Source organism: Carnobacterium sp. AT7, from assembly GCF_000171855.1.
In the GTDB taxonomy this organism is placed as follows: domain Bacteria; phylum Bacillota; class Bacilli; order Lactobacillales; family Carnobacteriaceae; genus Carnobacterium_B; species Carnobacterium_B jeotgali.
In genome coordinates, this window is the sequence record NZ_ABHH01000019.1 from 29700 (window position 1) to 45749 (window position 16050).

12 protein-coding genes and 1 rRNA gene are annotated in these 16050 nt (G+C 37.2%); all 13 read left to right on the top strand.

What is annotated here, in order from left to right; translation table 11 throughout:
- The first annotated feature begins 42 nt into the window (after positions 1-42).
- The 13 genes from CAT7_RS08200 (at position 43) to CAT7_RS08260 (ending at position 16000) form a co-directional block, all read left to right on the top strand.
- On the top strand, positions 43-1653 hold the full coding sequence (locus CAT7_RS08200; RefSeq protein ID WP_007724316.1) for a putative polysaccharide biosynthesis protein: 1611 nt from the start codon (positions 43-45) through the stop codon (positions 1651-1653).
- Positions 1640-2695 (top strand): MazG nucleotide pyrophosphohydrolase domain-containing protein, encoded by a 1056-nt coding sequence (locus CAT7_RS08205; protein WP_007724319.1) that lies wholly within the window; start codon positions 1640-1642, stop codon positions 2693-2695. Before CAT7_RS08200 ends, CAT7_RS08205 begins: the two co-directional genes overlap by 14 nt.
- Entirely contained in the window at positions 2692-2961 is a 270-nt protein-coding gene (locus CAT7_RS08210; protein WP_007724329.1) for an RNA-binding S4 domain-containing protein, read from the top strand. The genes CAT7_RS08205 and CAT7_RS08210 overlap by 4 nt, the downstream gene beginning before the upstream one ends.
- 157 nt (positions 2962-3118) lie before the next feature.
- A complete protein-coding gene (locus CAT7_RS08215) occupies positions 3119-3520 on the top strand; it encodes an FtsB family cell division protein (RefSeq protein WP_007724331.1) in 402 nt (133 codons plus the stop codon).
- Between the two features lie 135 nt (positions 3521-3655).
- The gene (locus CAT7_RS08220; RefSeq protein WP_007724335.1) at positions 3656-4144 is read left to right on the top strand and encodes a S1 domain-containing RNA-binding protein; all 489 of its coding nucleotides are present in this window, start codon (positions 3656-3658) and stop codon (positions 4142-4144) included.
- Positions 4145-4251: 107 nt separating this feature from the next.
- On the top strand, positions 4252-5667 hold the full coding sequence (tilS, locus tag CAT7_RS08225; protein ID WP_007724336.1) for a tRNA lysidine(34) synthetase TilS: 1416 nt from the start codon (positions 4252-4254) through the stop codon (positions 5665-5667).
- A gap of 17 nt (positions 5668-5684) precedes the next feature.
- Positions 5685-6230, top strand: coding sequence for a hypoxanthine phosphoribosyltransferase (hpt, locus tag CAT7_RS08230; protein WP_029276374.1), 546 nt, complete (start codon positions 5685-5687; stop codon positions 6228-6230).
- Positions 6231-6334: 104 nt separating this feature from the next.
- Positions 6335-8491: an ATP-dependent zinc metalloprotease FtsH gene (gene ftsH, locus CAT7_RS08235; protein ID WP_007724339.1), complete on the top strand. Its 2157-nt coding sequence runs from the start codon at positions 6335-6337 to the stop codon at positions 8489-8491.
- Positions 8492-8586: 95 nt separating this feature from the next.
- Positions 8587-9468, top strand: coding sequence for an Hsp33 family molecular chaperone HslO (gene hslO / locus CAT7_RS08240; protein ID WP_007724340.1), 882 nt, complete (start codon positions 8587-8589; stop codon positions 9466-9468).
- 326 nt (positions 9469-9794) lie between these two features.
- Positions 9795-10724: a cysteine synthase A gene (cysK, locus tag CAT7_RS08245; protein WP_007724342.1), complete on the top strand. Its 930-nt coding sequence runs from the start codon at positions 9795-9797 to the stop codon at positions 10722-10724.
- A 310-nt stretch (positions 10725-11034) separates the two neighbouring features.
- Positions 11035-12534, top strand: coding sequence for a lysine--tRNA ligase (gene lysS / locus CAT7_RS08250; protein ID WP_007724344.1), 1500 nt, complete (start codon positions 11035-11037; stop codon positions 12532-12534).
- Between the two features lie 129 nt (positions 12535-12663).
- Entirely contained in the window at positions 12664-13845 is a 1182-nt protein-coding gene (locus CAT7_RS08255; RefSeq protein ID WP_007724345.1) for an AI-2E family transporter, read from the top strand.
- Between the two features lie 595 nt (positions 13846-14440).
- Positions 14441-16000, top strand: a 16S ribosomal RNA gene (locus CAT7_RS08260).
- Positions 16001-16050 lie beyond the last annotated feature (50 nt).

Here is a 16050-nt window from a genome sequence, read left to right on the forward strand (position 1 = left end):
AACGTGAATTGTTGATTCAGGTAAATAAGCGAGGGCTAAAAATTGGAAAATCAACAAATGAGAAAAATGATGAATGGAGCAATCATCCTTTCGGCAGCAGCTTTTATTGCTAAAATTCTAAGTGCTGTTTATCGAGTCCCTTTTCAAAATATGGTCGGAAATTCAGGGTTTTATGTGTATCAACAAATTTATCCGATATACGGAATTGCTATGACAGTAGCATTGAACGGTTTTCCTATCTTCTTATCCAAGTTAGTTGCGGAAGCTCCAACGATGGATGAGCGGAAAAGTCTTTTGAAAAAATCGTTTGTTTTATTAAGTATTCTTTCAGGAGTTTTCTTTTTAGGAATCTATTTTTCAGCTTTGCTGATTGCAAATTTGATGGGTGATGCCAATTTAGAGCCCATTATTAAAACTGTTTCATGGCTGTTCTTACTTATTCCGTTTTTAGCTGTTAGTCGTGGTTATTTTCAAGGAACTTTCCGAATGCTGCCTACAGCTATTTCTCAAGTAGGAGAACAATTTGTTCGCGTAGCAGTCATTTTGATTGCCGCCTATGTATACACACGCAATCAATGGGATGAATACCAAATGGGAACCATTGCGATGAGCAGTTCTTGGATAGCTGGTTTAGTCGCATGTATCATTTTGAGCGTAGCATTATACAAACAACAGCCTTTAAAAGTAGAAGAACAGTTAAAAGTCAGTCCGGTAGCTGACAGACTTAAGTATAAATCAATTGCAAAACGATTTGCTACAGAAGGTATCACGATGTGTTTGTTGAGTGCATTGCTCATTCTCATGCAACTGATTGATTCTTTTACACTGTATAATGGGTTAATAGAAAATGGCTTAAATTCTTTTGATGCGAAAAATTTAAAAGGAATCTATGATCGTGGTCAACCGCTCGTCCAATTGGGTATGGTTGTTGCTACTGCATTTTCGGCTAGCTGGATTCCTTTATTGAGTCAATCATTTGCGCAGCGCAATAAAAAATCTTTTGCTCGTGCAGCAAAATCTTTAGTACGCATAACGGCAACTTTCGCTATGGCAGCTACTACAGGCATGATTGTCTTGATGCCCTACTTGAATTTGACATTATTTGGTGATACGGATGGAAATCTTGTATTGAGCTTATATAGTGTAGCGATTCTTTTTGCATCTTTTATTGGAGCCTATAATGCTATTTTTCAAAGTCAAAATAAGCATAAAGTAGCTTTAATCGGATTGCTGATTGGATTAGGCGTGAAAATAGTGCTTAACGAATGGTTCGTTGAACATTATGGGACACTTGGTTCAAGTGGAGCTACTGTAATCAGTTTAGTTACTATTTTAATGGTGATGCATATGGATACATCGAAAGAAGTAAAAGAGAGTTTTGTAGAAAAAAGTTTTGGATGGAAATTACTATTTAGTTGTGGTGTAATGGCTATGTTAGTATGGCTTGAAATGCAATTAATCGGACAAAGTGCGATAATTGAAGAAAATCGACTAGCAGCATTCGGCTCTACCGTAATAGGTGGAGTTACAGGCATTGGAGTTTTCTTATGGCTCATTATAAAATGTCAGTTATTAACGCTTCGCGAATGGTTATCTCTTCCATTTGGTAAAAAGATATTAAGAAAGCAGGCGAAATGGAATGGGAAAAATTAAGGTTGTCGGACTTGGTCCAGGAGACATTGAACAGCTTCCTTTTGGAGTATATCAATTATTGAAAAAAGAAAAGCCGTTGTATTTGCGGACGAAACTGCATCCAGCAGTAGAAGAGTTAGAACGTGAAGGGCTCGTTTTTCAATCGTTTGATACGGTTTATGAAGAAACCGATCAGTTTGAAGGCGTTTATGAGAAAATTGTACAAGAATTGTTAGATGCTGCTCAACAACAAGACATTGTTTATGCTGTTCCAGGACATCCAATGGTAGCTGAAAAATCAGTTCAATTACTATTGGAAAATGAAGCAGGTATCTCAATTGAAATCAAGGGTGGAAAAAGCTTTTTAGATGACCTTTTTCAAGCGGTTAAAATTGATCCGGTGGAAGGTTTCCAATTGGTTGATGCTTTAGATTTAAATCAAGATGAGTTAGTTGTAAGCCAGCACATCATTGTCATGCAAGTATTTAATGAATACATTGCTAGCGAAGTGAAACTAACGTTAATGGAAAAATATCCGGATGAGCATGTTGTAGCTTTGGTACATGAGGCTGGAAGCAAAAACGAAAAGATAGAATGGGTGCCATTGTTTGAAGTGGATCGAATGGAAGGTGTTCATAACTTAACTTCTTTATATGTTCCTCCATTGGCAGTAGATGAACGGACAAAATCATTTCAAACAGTCCAATATTATATGGATGCTATCACAGGAGAAAATGGAGATGTTTGGATAAAAGAGCAAACGCATCAAACGCTGCTCGCTTATTTAGATGAAGAAGTACGTGAATTTAAAACTGCTGTTGAAAACGATGATAGTGATAATATGGTAGAAGAATTAGGTGATCTATTGATGCAAGTACTTTACCACACGAATTTCGGAGAACAGTCAGGGTATTTTTCATTTGAAGAAGTGATTGAAACGCTAAATAAAAAGCTTCGTCGCCGCCATCCTCATGTTTTTGATGGTGTTAAAGCCGAAACAGTCGAAGAAGTCGATGCAATTTGGCAAAAAATTAAAGCAGAAGAAAAGAGGAATAATTTATGAGATTAGATAAATTTTTGAAAGTATCCCGGATTATTAAACGCCGTACGATTGCAAAAGAAGTAGCAGACAAAGGCCGTATTCAAATTAATGGATTATCAGCCAAATCTTCTTCAGACGTAAAAGTTGGAGATGAGTTGACGATAGCATTCGGAAATAAAACGTTAGTTGTTAAAATAGATAAAATTGTTGAAACGACTAAAAAAGAAGAATCAAAGGAAATGTTTAGTATTGTGAGCGAGACTCATAAAGAAGAACCCACTAGTTAAATTAAAAGGAATACAGCAGAATGTAAAGTAGACCACTTGTGTATGAATACAATTTTTTTGAAAATAGTTTTTTGTATTTTAACTGATAGATAGACAAAGTAACTGCTTTCTTGCTATAATCATTTCATAAAGTGAGAATAGAAGGTGAATCGTTTTTATGAAGAAAGAGAACCCAACCAATGTTGCTAAATTGAATAATGAGTTTACACATAACAAAACACTTGAAGCTCTTCGAAAACGTAAACACAAACGCCATATGCGTAGAAGAATCGTAGGGATTCTTGCTATTAGTGGTTTCTTTGTTTCAGGGTTTGCCATCAATATATGGACGAATACTCAAACAATTTCTCAAATGGAAGAAGCAAAGACAGCGGCCCAAACCGAATTAGCGCTCGTTGAAAAAAAACAAGATGACTTGAATAATCAAATAAAGAAATTAGAAAATGAAGATTATGTTGCTAAAGTGGCGCGCAGTCAGTATTATTTATCTGAAGACAATGAAATTATTTTCAGCTTGCCGGAAGATAATGCAGCCAATGAAATTGAAAAAGGCGAATGATTTTGAAATAAGTAACCAACAGGCAAAAATAAAAAACTGGTTTAGATTCGAATTCAATAAAATAAATAATCGTTTTATGTCACAAGATAACATGGTATAATAACCGTACAAGTTTTAAGGAGGAAGCAATTCTATATGTCAATCGAAGTTGGAGAAAAAGTTACAGGTACAGTTTCAGGGATTACAAATTTTGGTGCGTTCATCGATTTAGGTGATAGAAAAACAGGTTTAGTTCATATTAGTGAAGTTTCAGATAGCTTTATTAAGGATATCAAAGAAGTATTAAAAGTAGGAGAACAAGTTACTGTTAAAGTAATGTCCATTGGAGATGACGGTAAAATTGGTCTTTCTATTAGACGTGCTGTAGATAAACCAGTTGAAACAACTCCTTCACCACGTGAAAAAACAAGCAGTTATCAAGGTCGTCGTGACAGCAGCAGCCCAGCTCGCAGCAGTAGCGGATACCAAAAAACAGACCGAGGACCATCAAGAAACTTAGGACCAAAGAAAGAAGATTTTGATTCATTGATGAGTTCGTTCTTAAAAGACAGTGACGATCGTTTAACTTCTCTTAAACGCAATACAGAAGGCAAACGTGGCGGACGCGGCGGACGTCGTAATTAAAAAATAATCTTAAAGGATAAGGAGACTTATCCTTTTTTATGTTTCACTCGATTGAATCAAATCAAGATTGACTGAGTAACCAGAATCAGTATAAAGGAGCAATTGAAATGGATATGTATTCTGAATTTCTAGAGAATTGTCAAGAAAATCTCTATTGGAAGCCCACTGATCGTTTGCTGCTAGCTGTATCTGGTGGGGTTGATTCTATGGTGTTGTTAGATTTAATTCAGCGACTGCCTAAGGTTGTTAGACCTTGGTTTGGAATGGTTCATGTGAACCACCAATTAAGAGAAGCTTCTATTGAAGAAGAAAAATTTCTTGTGGATTATTGTAAAAGTGCAAATATTTCGTTTTTTTTTAAGCGGTGGCCTGTGAAGGAACAACCAACTGATGGAGTAGAAGCAGCGGCTAGAGAATTTAGGTATGCTTTTTTTCGTAACGTGTTGAGAGATCAACAAGCAACGCATTTGCTTACTGGTCATCATGGAGATGATCAAATAGAAACCATTTTAATGCGGTTGGTTCGCGGCGGTCAGTTAGAGAGTATTGCGGGAATAAAAGAGCAGCGCTCTTTTTATGGAAGTCAATTGACTCGACCGTTGTTGCCTTACAGTAAAAAAATGCTTTATCATTATAGTCAAGAACGCTCGTTAGTTTTTTTTGAAGATGAGACAAATAAAAGTTTGGATTATACAAGAAATCGTTATAGACATCAAATTGTCCCATTGTTAAAAAAAGAAAATACCCAAGTCTTAACTCATTTTTCTGAATTTTCATCTGACTTACAAGATGTGATTACTGTTGCTAAAAAAGAAATTGAAAAAAATACAGCAATCCTTTGTACTGAAAAGAACCCGTTTTGTTGGGAACTGGATATTCACCTGTTTTTAACTTTTGAACCGGCGATGAAACGTCAAGTTATGCAAGCTCTATTTAATAAACTATTTAAAAATGAAGCTAGTGAGTTTGGCAGAAAACATCAACGACAAATCATACAACTAATAGAAAATGATAAGCCGAATAGTCAACTTGATTTACCAGGAAACTGGATTGGAAAAAAAGTGTATCAAACTTTTTATTTCTTAAAGGAACAAGAACAACTAGCAGAAAAAAATGAAAAAATAGCTAGCACACTTTTATTAAACTTAGGAGAATGGCTAACATTACCCGGTGGAGGAAGAATTGGTTTGTTTGAAGCAACAAAAGAAAGAGCCGTTTCAAATCAAACGAAGCAATTTATTTGGTTAGACCCAACGAGTGTCCAGTTGCCATTAAAAGTTAGAAATCGAAAACCAGGCGATCGTATGACGTTAAAAGGGTTACAAAATGGAAGTAAGAAAATTAAAGATCTATTTATTGATCAAAAAATCCCGCTAAATAAACGTGATGAAGCCTTATTAGTAACTGATAGTAAGGAAGAAATCATTTGGTTAGTAGAATATAAGGAATCTAGATTGTCTATTGTGCCAGAAACTGATAAAATACATTACATACTCATTTATGAAAAAGTAGAGCAAATGTGATGAAAAGGAGAACTTGAATAATGAAAAATGATATTGAACGTGTGCTTTTCTCACAAGAGGAATTAGCTGAAAAAACAAAAGCATTAGGTAAGCAATTAACAGGAGATTATCAAGATAAAAATCCCTTAGTAGTAGGTATCTTAAAAGGAGCTATGCCTTTTTTATCTGATTTAGTGAAAGAAATGGATATTTATTTGGAAATGGACTTTATGGACGTTTCAAGTTACGGAAATGGAATGGTTTCCTCAGGTGAAGTCAAAATCGTTAAAGACCTAAATACGAATGTTGAAGGTCGTGACCTATTATTAGTAGAAGATATTATTGATAGTGGACGGACATTAAATTATTTGATCGACATGTTTAAATACCGTAAAGCTCGTTCAGTCAAGATTGTTACTTTATTAGATAAGCCAGAAGGTCGTGTTGTAGACATTAAAGCTGACTATGTTGGTTTTCTAGTGCCAAATGAATTTGTTGTTGGGTACGGTTTAGACTATGCTGAAAGATATCGTAATTTACCATATATAGGTGTTTTAAAGCCTGAAATTTACGAAGAGAAATAAATGGTCAATGTTGGTCAAATGTGGTACAATGAACAAAATTAAGAATCATTTAAATTAAAATACAGAATAGAACTTAATAAGTTTGTTTGTAGAAGGAGGGCACAATGAAAAAAGGACTCTTTAAAAATGGGTTCTTCTACGCAATCGTTTTCTTAGTCATCATAGGGATTGTAACTTGGGCAACAGATGGAGCCTCAGGACAAAAAAATACAACTCTTTCAGCTAGTGAATTCGTGACGCAATTAGAAGAGAATAAAATAAAATCATTTACGATTCAGCCTAACGCTGGAGTATATCAAGTAACGGGTGAGTACCGTGAAAAACAACCTGCAAAGGAAAGTTCTAGTCAAGGTGTTGATATTTTTGGTACAACAGACACAACGAATACAACCTTTACAACAGCGATTTTGCAAAATGATACATCTGTACAAGAAATTACAGCATTAGCAGACAAAAATAATATTAAATATACACCTCAACAAGAAGAAACAACGGGTATTTGGGTTACGTTATTGATTTCAGTATTGCCATTAGTTATCTTTGTTTTCTTCATCTACATGATGATGGGACAAAGTGGTCAAGGCGGTGGTGGTCAAGGTGGACGAGGCGTGATGAACTTTGGTAAATCAAAAGCTAAGGAAGCCGATAGTAAAGCTAGTAAAGTACGATTCTCTGATGTAGCAGGAGCTGATGAAGAGAAAGAAGAACTTGTTGAAGTAGTTGAGTTCTTAAAAGATCCTAGACGATTTGCAGCTTTAGGAGCACGTATTCCAGCAGGTGTCTTATTAGAAGGACCTCCAGGAACGGGTAAAACATTGCTAGCTAAAGCCGTTGCCGGTGAAGCAGGAGTACCATTCTTTTCGATTTCTGGTTCAGAATTCGTTGAAATGTTTGTTGGGGTAGGGGCAAGTCGTGTACGTGACTTGTTTGAAAATGCTAAAAAAGCAGCACCAGCAATTATCTTTATTGATGAAATAGATGCTGTTGGTCGTCAACGTGGCGCAGGAATGGGCGGCGGACATGATGAACGTGAGCAAACATTAAATCAATTGTTAGTAGAAATGGATGGTTTTTCAGGAAATGAAGGAGTTATCGTCATTGCCGCTACAAACCGTTCTGATGTATTAGATCCAGCTTTATTACGTCCAGGTCGTTTTGACCGTCAAATTTTAGTAGGACACCCTGATGTTAAGGGCCGTGAAGCTATCTTGAAAGTGCATGCTAAAAATAAACCATTAGCTGCTGATGTTGATTTAGCAGTTGTAGCAAGACAAACTCCAGGATTCTCCGGAGCAGATTTAGAAAACGTATTAAATGAAGCAGCTTTAGTAGCCGCTCGTCGCAATAAAAAAGAAATCGATGCATTAGATCTTGACGAAGCTCAAGACCGCGTTATTGCTGGTCCAGCTAAAAAAGATCGTGTGATTAGTAAAACAGAACGTGCAATGGTTGCTTACCATGAATCTGGTCATACTATTGTTGGAATGGTTCTAAACGATGCACGCATCGTTCATAAAGTTACGATTGTTCCTCGTGGAAAAGCTGGCGGATATGCAATCATGCTTCCTAAAGAAGATCGTTTCTTAATGACTAAAAAAGAAATGTTTGAACAAATTGTTGGTTTGTTAGGTGGACGTGTAGCTGAAGAGATGGTATTTAACTCTCAATCATCTGGCGCAAGCAATGACTTCCAACAAGCGACTCAATTAGCTCGTAGTATGGTTACTGAATATGGTATGAGTGATAAATTAGGTCCTGTTCAATACGAAGGAAATCATCAAGTATTTGTAGGACGCGATTATGGTCAAACAAAAGCTTACTCTGAACAAATTGCTTATGAAATTGATCAAGAAGTTCGTAGTATTATTGTGGAAGCTCACACTGAAGCGCGTAAAATCTTAGAACAATATAAAGCAGAACACAAATTAATTGCTGAAAAACTTCTTGAAATTGAAACATTAGACGAACGTACTATTAAGAGTTTATTTGAAACAGGCGAAATGCCCGTAGCTCCTGATAAAGCGACTGAAGAATTCCCACATGAAGCAGAAGGATCTTCTTTTGAAGAAGTGAAAAAAGCTCGTGAGGCTAAAGAAGCAGCACGTCTAAAAAAAGAGCAAGAAGAAGAAGCAAAAGTTAAAGATTCTGTTCAAGATGAAGAGAAGGATATTGTTGAAGAAGTTAAAAAAGAATTAGGTACAGATGAAGATCTTAATCATAATGATGAAGACAAATCGGATGATTCTTCAAAACGTTCGTAATCTTACAAACACAAAATTAAAAGAGGGATGCGACACTGTTGCGTCCCTCTTTTGTACTGAATTTAAAATTAATAGACCTTAAAGGAGACGGAAAAATGTCAGATTATTTATTAAAAAGTATTTGTTTTGATGGACAAGTACGAGTGTATACCATTGATGCAACCGAAACAGTGAGAGAAGCACAAAAGAGACATGATACTTGGAGTGCATCTTCAGCAGCTTTAGGACGTACAATGATTGGCGCTTTATTGCTAGGTGCTACTTTAAAAGGGAAAGAAAAGATTACTGTTAAAGTTGAAGGAAATGGTCCGGCTGGGCACATTATTGTAGACAGCAATTCAAAAGGCGAAGTAAAAGGATATATTGCTAACCCTAAAGTGAGTTTGCCACCGAATGCTGCTGGGAAAATTGATGTTCGTGGAGCAGTTGGGACTGAAGGAAGTTTGACTGTAACAAAAGATCTTGGGATGAAAGATACTTTTTCAGGTCAAGTTCCTCTAATCAGCGGAGAATTAGGCGAAGACTTCACTTATTATATGGCGAATTCTGAACAAACACCTTCAGCGTTTGGCCTAAGTGTTTTAGTAGACACCGATGATTCTATCAAAACAGCTGGAGGATTTATGATCCAAGTAATGCCAGGTGCAACGGATGAAACGATTACTAAATTAGAACAAAGCATTGCATCTATTCCTATGGTTTCTCACTTAATGGAGACAGGAGAAAAACCTGAAGAAATACTTGAACGCTTAGTAGGTGAAGGAAATGCTAAAATTTTAGAAAAAGCACCGATTACATTTAATTGTGACTGTTCTAAAGACCGTTTCTCTAGAGCAATCATTGCTTTAGGATCAAAAGAGATTGATGATATGATCACTGAAGACCAAGGTGCAGAGGCTAGTTGTCATTTTTGTGGCAACCATTACCACTATACGGTTGAAGATTTAGAAGCATTAAAAGTAAGTTCAAATAGTTAAAAATGTGCTCTATACTTTTTAGTTTGGATAGATGAATTTAGTTCATGCTTAATATTCCACAATAATTTTAGGCGCATCCACACTATTTGACGAAGAACCAAAAGAGAAAGCTTTAGACAATTGACCAAAAGTCAGCTGTTTAAAGCTTTTATTTTATAGTTTATGTAATTTGAAAAAAATAAAATTTAAAATGATAAGGAAGAAAAATAATATTTGACGCATCTGATGATGGTTAAAAAATCGACCTAAAACGTTGTGCTTGATATTGTAAGCGATAAACCTTAAACTAAAAAGATAAAGAACTTTATTTTAGGAGGTAACATAATATGGTAAAAGTAGTTCATTCAGTAACGGATTTAATTGGAGAAACACCTATGATACGTTTAACAAAAGTGGTTCCTGCAGATGCAGCAGAAGTGTATGTAAAACTTGAATCCTTTAACGTTGGTGGAAGTGTAAAAGACCGTATTGCTTTAAATATGATTGAAGTGGCAGAACAAGAAGGCAAGTTAAAACCAGGCGATACTATTATAGAACCAACAAGTGGAAATACTGGTGTTGGTTTAGCGATGATCGCAGCTGCAAAAGGCTACAAAGCTATTTTTGTTATGCCTGATACAATGAGTGTAGAGCGTAGAAAATTATTGAAAGCTTATGGTGCGGAACTTATTTTAACGCCTGGAGCAGATGGAATAACTGCTTCAATTAATAAAGCGCGAGAACTTGTAGAAACTAAGGGCTATTTCATGCCGATGCAATTTGAAAACATTGCCAATCCTGCAGTACATGCAGCTACTACTGGGCCAGAAATTTTAGAAGCCTTTGGTGGTATAGCACCGGACGCATTTGTTTCTGCAGTCGGTACGGGTGGAACGTTAACCGGAGTTGGACAAGCGTTGAAAAAAGTTGATCCCGCAGTTAAAATTTATGCGTTAGAGCCAACTGAATCACCTGTTTTAAGTGGTAAACCTAAAGGACCCCATAAAATTCAAGGTATTGGAACTGGATTTGTACCTAAAGTATTAGACACAGTTCTTTATGATGAAATTTTACAAGTATCTAGTGATGAAGCTTTTGAAATGACTCGCCGCTTAGCTGCAGAAGAAGGTTTGTTAGTCGGTATTTCCTCTGGTGCTGCGATTAAAGGCGCTATTGATGTTGCGATAAAATTAGGTCAAGGAAAAAAAGTTGTCACTGTAGCGCCAGATAATGGAGAACGCTACTTATCAATGAATGTCTTTCCTTATGTAGACTAATTAAAGAGTGCTAGAAAAAGGTCGAGACGTATTTCGACCTTTCTCGTACTACTCTATCTAGATTGTAAAATGCACAGATGCAAAAAAATGAGATTCTCACAGAGAATTTAAGTGTTGCAGAACTGAATGACTTGCGTTTAAAGAGTCTGAATAAACAAATGAGATAGCTGTTAAATAAGAAATTTCGAAAAAAAGTTAGGAAATGTATGAGAACATTCGTAATTTCCTTGCTTTTTTTGCGTTATGTTGGCATTATTAAGAGTGATAATTTGAGTATGAACGAACTTATAAAAGAAATGGAGCGGAAATAATGAGCCACGAAGAATTAAACCACGAAGAACTAAATGATCAATTGATTGTCCGCCGTGAGAAGCTAGATGTTTTACGTGAGCGTAATGTAGATCCATTTGGTGGACGTTTTGAAAGAAGCCATCTATCAAATGAATTACATGAAGCGTATGATAAATTTACTAAAGAAGAAATAGCTGAAAAAGAAGAAACAGCAACTGTTGCTGGTCGTATTATGACGAAGCGCGGTAAAGGGAAAGTTGGATTTGCTCATTTGCAAGATCGCAAAGGACAAATTCAAATTTATGTACGTAAAGATGCTGTAGGTGAAGAAGACTACGCTACTTTCAAGAGTGCTGATTTAGGAGACTTTATTGGAGTCACAGGAACAATTATGAAAACTGATACAGGTGAAGTAACGATTAAACCAACTTCAGTTACACAATTATCAAAAGCGTTACGTCCATTGCCAGATAAATATCATGGACTAACAAACGTTGAACAAAGATACCGTCAACGTTACTTGGATTTAATCAGCAATCGTGAAAGTTTTGACCGTTTCACGAAACGCAGTCAAATTATCCGTGAAGTTCGTAATTATTTGAATGAACAAGATTACTTAGAGGTAGAAACACCTACTCTCCATAATTTAGCTGGTGGTGCTGCGGCGCGTCCATTTATTACACACCACAATGCATTGGACATGGAACTGTATTTACGTATAGCTCTTGAATTGCATTTGAAACGACTAATTGTTGGTGGAATGGAAAGAGTCTATGAAATTGGACGAGTTTTCCGTAATGAAGGAGTAGACACGACTCATAATCCAGAATTTACTATGTTAGAAGCTTATACTGCTTATACTGATTTTGAAGATGTTATGGATTTAGTTGAAGGTTTAATCCGTACTGTAGCACAACGTGTTTTAGGTACAGGTAAGATCACTTACAACGAACAAGCCATTGATTTAGAATCTCCATGGAAACGACAACATATGGTTGACGCTATAAAAGAACATTCAGGTGTAGATTTTTGGCAACAAATGACCAATGAAGAAGCACGTGCATTAGCTAAAGAACATGATGTTCCTGTAACAGAGCACAGCCAATTTGGCCATGTTGTGAATGAATTCTTTGAAAAATTTGTAGAAGATAAATTGATCCAACCGACATTTATCTATGGTCATCCACTAGAAATTTCACCATTAGCTAAGAAAAATGTAGAAGATCCTCGCTTTACGGATCGTTTTGAAGCATTCATCGTAGGACATGAGTACGGAAATGCCTTTAGTGAATTGAATGATCCAATTGATCAAAGAGAACGTTTCGAAGCGCAGATGCAAGAACGCGCGCTCGGAAATGATGAAGCTCATATGATTGATGAAGACTTCATTGAATCATTAGAGTATGGTATGCCTCCAACAGGTGGTTTAGGAATTGGGATTGACCGACTAGTTATGCTCTTAACGGATGCACAATCTATTCGTGATGTATTGTTATTCCCGACTATGCGTAATCAATAAAAAAACAAAATCAATTCCTTTCGAGGAGTTGATTTTTTTACTTTAAATATAAAGTAGTTTAAAATAAAGGAATTAAGAGAATTACTAAATAGTTGCGGTTAAAGCAACTTTAAAATAAGGAGGTACATAATGAAAGAGAAAACAAGATTTATGAATTATTTAGGTGGCAATAATATTATTTTTACATTACTTCTTCTTATAATGATAGGAATACTTATTTATATTTACAATGCGATTGCTTTTATTTTCGAACCGTTACAAGTTATTTTTTCTACATTGATTGCTCCTCTGATTTTAGCTTTTATACTTTATTACCTTCTTAATCCTATTGTGGATTGGTTGGAACGGTATAAAATTAAACGAATATGGGGAGTTACTTTCCTATTTGTCGCCATTATTGGAATCCTAGTAGGATTAGTAGCATTAGCTTTTCCGCCTATTCAAGATCAAGTGACAAGTCTGGTCAATAACTTTCCTTCTTATGTAGATACCATTGGAACAACTGTCTTAGGTTGGGTAGAAGGAACCCCGCTTGAAAATTCAGCAAGCGATCTTGTAGAGTGGTTGAATGGATGGGTAAGTAATATCCCAAGTGTTGTCGTTGACTATTTTGATACAGCTGTAAATGGACTGACAAATATTTTTTCTACAGTTTCAAATGTTGTAGTAGTGATAGTAACATTTCCAATTATTGCCTTTTTCTTATTGAAAGACGATGAAAAGTTTTTTAGTTATGTGATTAAAATCATTTCGCCAAAATTTAGAAAAGATATTAAAAATATTTTTGCAACAATTAATGATCAAGTAGGTTCTTATATTAAAGGACAATTGATGATCTCGCTTTCTTTAGGAATCATGATGTTCATTGGATTTACTATAATTGGGTTAGAGTATGCAGGAGTATTAGCTATAGTAGCGACTTTTACAAGTATTATTCCATATGTAGGAGCAGCTCTTGCGATGATACCAGCGATAATAATAGCATTAACTACTTCATGGGTAATGGTGCTTAAATTATTAATTGTTTGGGCAGTTGTCCAATTTATTGATGGTAATTTAGTCGAACCTAATATTATGGGTAAGAATTTAAATGTGCATCCTCTAACGATTATTATTGTCTTACTCGTTTTAGGAGATTTGCTTGGCTTTGTTGGTTTAGTGCTAGGTGTGCCGATTTATGCTATTTCAAGAGTAATAGCAACATTTGTATTTCGAAAATTCAAGCAACGTTATAATAAATACTATGGCGATGAAGCAGGAAATTACGAAAATACCGTATTTACTCCAGAAAATTATCAAGAAAAGAAATAAGATTAGATTCTTTAAAGTAAATAAATTAAATAGAAGATTCTAAGATAGAACTAGAAGAACGCTCTAAACCATTGATTAACTAATTGGTTTAGAGCGTTCTTCTAGTTATTTAATAAACTTCAAAGAAGAAATAATGAATTAATAAACTAAAAAGGATAAATATGTAAAAAAATGTAAATTCATTCATGTTGAACGTTTATGAGAAATGCAATTGGTTCATTCGTTGTTTAGTGAAAAATAACGGTTTCCAACGAATGCTAAATAACAAAAGTTCGTATATAAATTTTCTTTTAAATTTTTATGCAAAAGTTGTTGACGAAACGCTAAAACCTTGTTATATTTATATACGTCGCTGAGACAGGTTGAAACAAACCGCTAAAGCGAGAAACAAAAATTAAAAAAGTTGTTGACAGACGATATCGAACGTGATATTATTAGTAAGTTGTCAAAACGAAACAATCAACTTTAGACCTTTGAAAACTAAACAAAGTAAGACGAACCAAATGTGAGGGTGACTCAGCAGTGCTGAGTCAACAGTAACAAAATAGTGAATAATTATTCGCTAGCAATTCAATAATGAGCTTCAAGCATCATTTTATATGAGAGTTTGATCCTGGCTCAGGACGAACGCTGGCGGCATGCCTAATACATGCAAGTCGAACGCTTTAATTTCACCGGGTGCTTGCACCCATCGAAGTTAAGGAGTGGCGGACGGGTGAGTAACACGTGGGTAACCTGCCCATAAGAGGGGGATAACATTCGGAAACGGATGCTAATACCGCATATTTCTAATCGTCTCCTGACGAATGGAAGAAAGGTGGCTTCGGCTACCGCTTATGGATGGACCCGCGGCGTATTAGCTAGTTGGTGAGGTAATGGCTCACCAAGGCGATGATACGTAGCCGACCTGAGAGGGTGATCGGCCACACTGGGACTGAGACACGGCCCAGACTCCTACGGGAGGCAGCAGTAGGGAATCTTCCGCAATGGACGAAAGTCTGACGGAGCAATGCCGCGTGAGTGAAGAAGGTTTTCGGATCGTAAAACTCTGTTGTTAGAGAAGAACAAGGATGAGAGTAACTGCTCATCCCCTGACGGTATCTAACCAGAAAGCCACGGCTAACTACGTGCCAGCAGCCGCGGTAATACGTAGGTGGCAAGCGTTGTCCGGATTTATTGGGCGTAAAGCGAGCGCAGGCGGTTCTTTAAGTCTGATGTGAAAGCCCCCGGCTCAACCGGGGAGGGTCATTGGAAACTGGAGAACTTGAGTGCAGAAGAGGAGAGTGGAATTCCACGTGTAGCGGTGAAATGCGTAGATATGTGGAGGAACACCAGTGGCGAAGGCGACTCTCTGGTCTGTAACTGACGCTGAGGCTCGAAAGCGTGGGGAGCAAACAGGATTAGATACCCTGGTAGTCCACGCCGTAAACGATGAGTGCTAAGTGTTGGAGGGTTTCCGCCCTTCAGTGCTGCAGCTAACGCATTAAGCACTCCGCCTGGGGAGTACGACCGCAAGGTTGAAACTCAAAGGAATTGACGGGGACCCGCACAAGCGGTGGAGCATGTGGTTTAATTCGAAGCAACGCGAAGAACCTTACCAGGTCTTGACATCCTTTGACAATCCTAGAGATAGGACTTTCCCTTCGGGGACAAAGTGACAGGTGGTGCATGGTTGTCGTCAGCTCGTGTCGTGAGATGTTGGGTTAAGTCCCGCAACGAGCGCAACCCCTATTATTAGTTGCCAGCATTCAGTTGGGCACTCTAGTGAGACTGCCGGTGATAAACCGGAGGAAGGTGGGGATGACGTCAAATCATCATGCCCCTTATGACCTGGGCTACACACGTGCTACAATGGATGGTACAACGAGTCGCAAGGTCGCGAGGCCAAGCTAATCTCTTAAAGCCATTCTCAGTTCGGATTGCAGGCTGCAACTCGCCTGCATGAAGCCGGAATCGCTAGTAATCGCGGATCAGCACGCCGCGGTGAATACGTTCCCGGGTCTTGTACACACCGCCCGTCACACCACGAGAGTTTGTAACACCCGAAGTCGGTGAGGTAACCCTTTTGGGAGCCAGCCGCCTAAGTGGGACAGATAATTGGGGTGAAGTCGTAACAAGGTAGCCGTATCGGAAGTGCGGCTGGATCACCTCCTTTCTAAGGAAACTAACGGAAACCCACACATTCGTACTTACTTTGTTTAGTTT

What these genes read in the sequence shown, in the direction of transcription:
- CAT7_RS08255 (WP_007724345.1), top strand. Translation starts at nt 12,664, where the DNA reads ATGAAAGAGAAAACAAGATTTATGAATTATTTAGGTGGCAATAATATT.
- lysS (WP_007724344.1), top strand. Translation starts at nt 11,035, where the DNA reads ATGAGCCACGAAGAATTAAACCACGAAGAACTAAATGATCAATTGATT.
- CAT7_RS08205 (WP_007724319.1), top strand. Translation starts at nt 1,640, where the DNA reads ATGGGAAAAATTAAGGTTGTCGGACTTGGTCCAGGAGACATTGAACAG.
- cysK (WP_007724342.1), top strand. Translation starts at nt 9,795, where the DNA reads ATGGTAAAAGTAGTTCATTCAGTAACGGATTTAATTGGAGAAACACCT.
- CAT7_RS08215 (WP_007724331.1), top strand. Translation starts at nt 3,119, where the DNA reads ATGAAGAAAGAGAACCCAACCAATGTTGCTAAATTGAATAATGAGTTT.
- hslO (WP_007724340.1), top strand. Translation starts at nt 8,587, where the DNA reads ATGTCAGATTATTTATTAAAAAGTATTTGTTTTGATGGACAAGTACGA.
- ftsH (WP_007724339.1), top strand. Translation starts at nt 6,335, where the DNA reads ATGAAAAAAGGACTCTTTAAAAATGGGTTCTTCTACGCAATCGTTTTC.
- CAT7_RS08210 (WP_007724329.1), top strand. Translation starts at nt 2,692, where the DNA reads ATGAGATTAGATAAATTTTTGAAAGTATCCCGGATTATTAAACGCCGT.
- CAT7_RS08220 (WP_007724335.1), top strand. Translation starts at nt 3,656, where the DNA reads ATGTCAATCGAAGTTGGAGAAAAAGTTACAGGTACAGTTTCAGGGATT.
- tilS (WP_007724336.1), top strand. Translation starts at nt 4,252, where the DNA reads ATGGATATGTATTCTGAATTTCTAGAGAATTGTCAAGAAAATCTCTAT.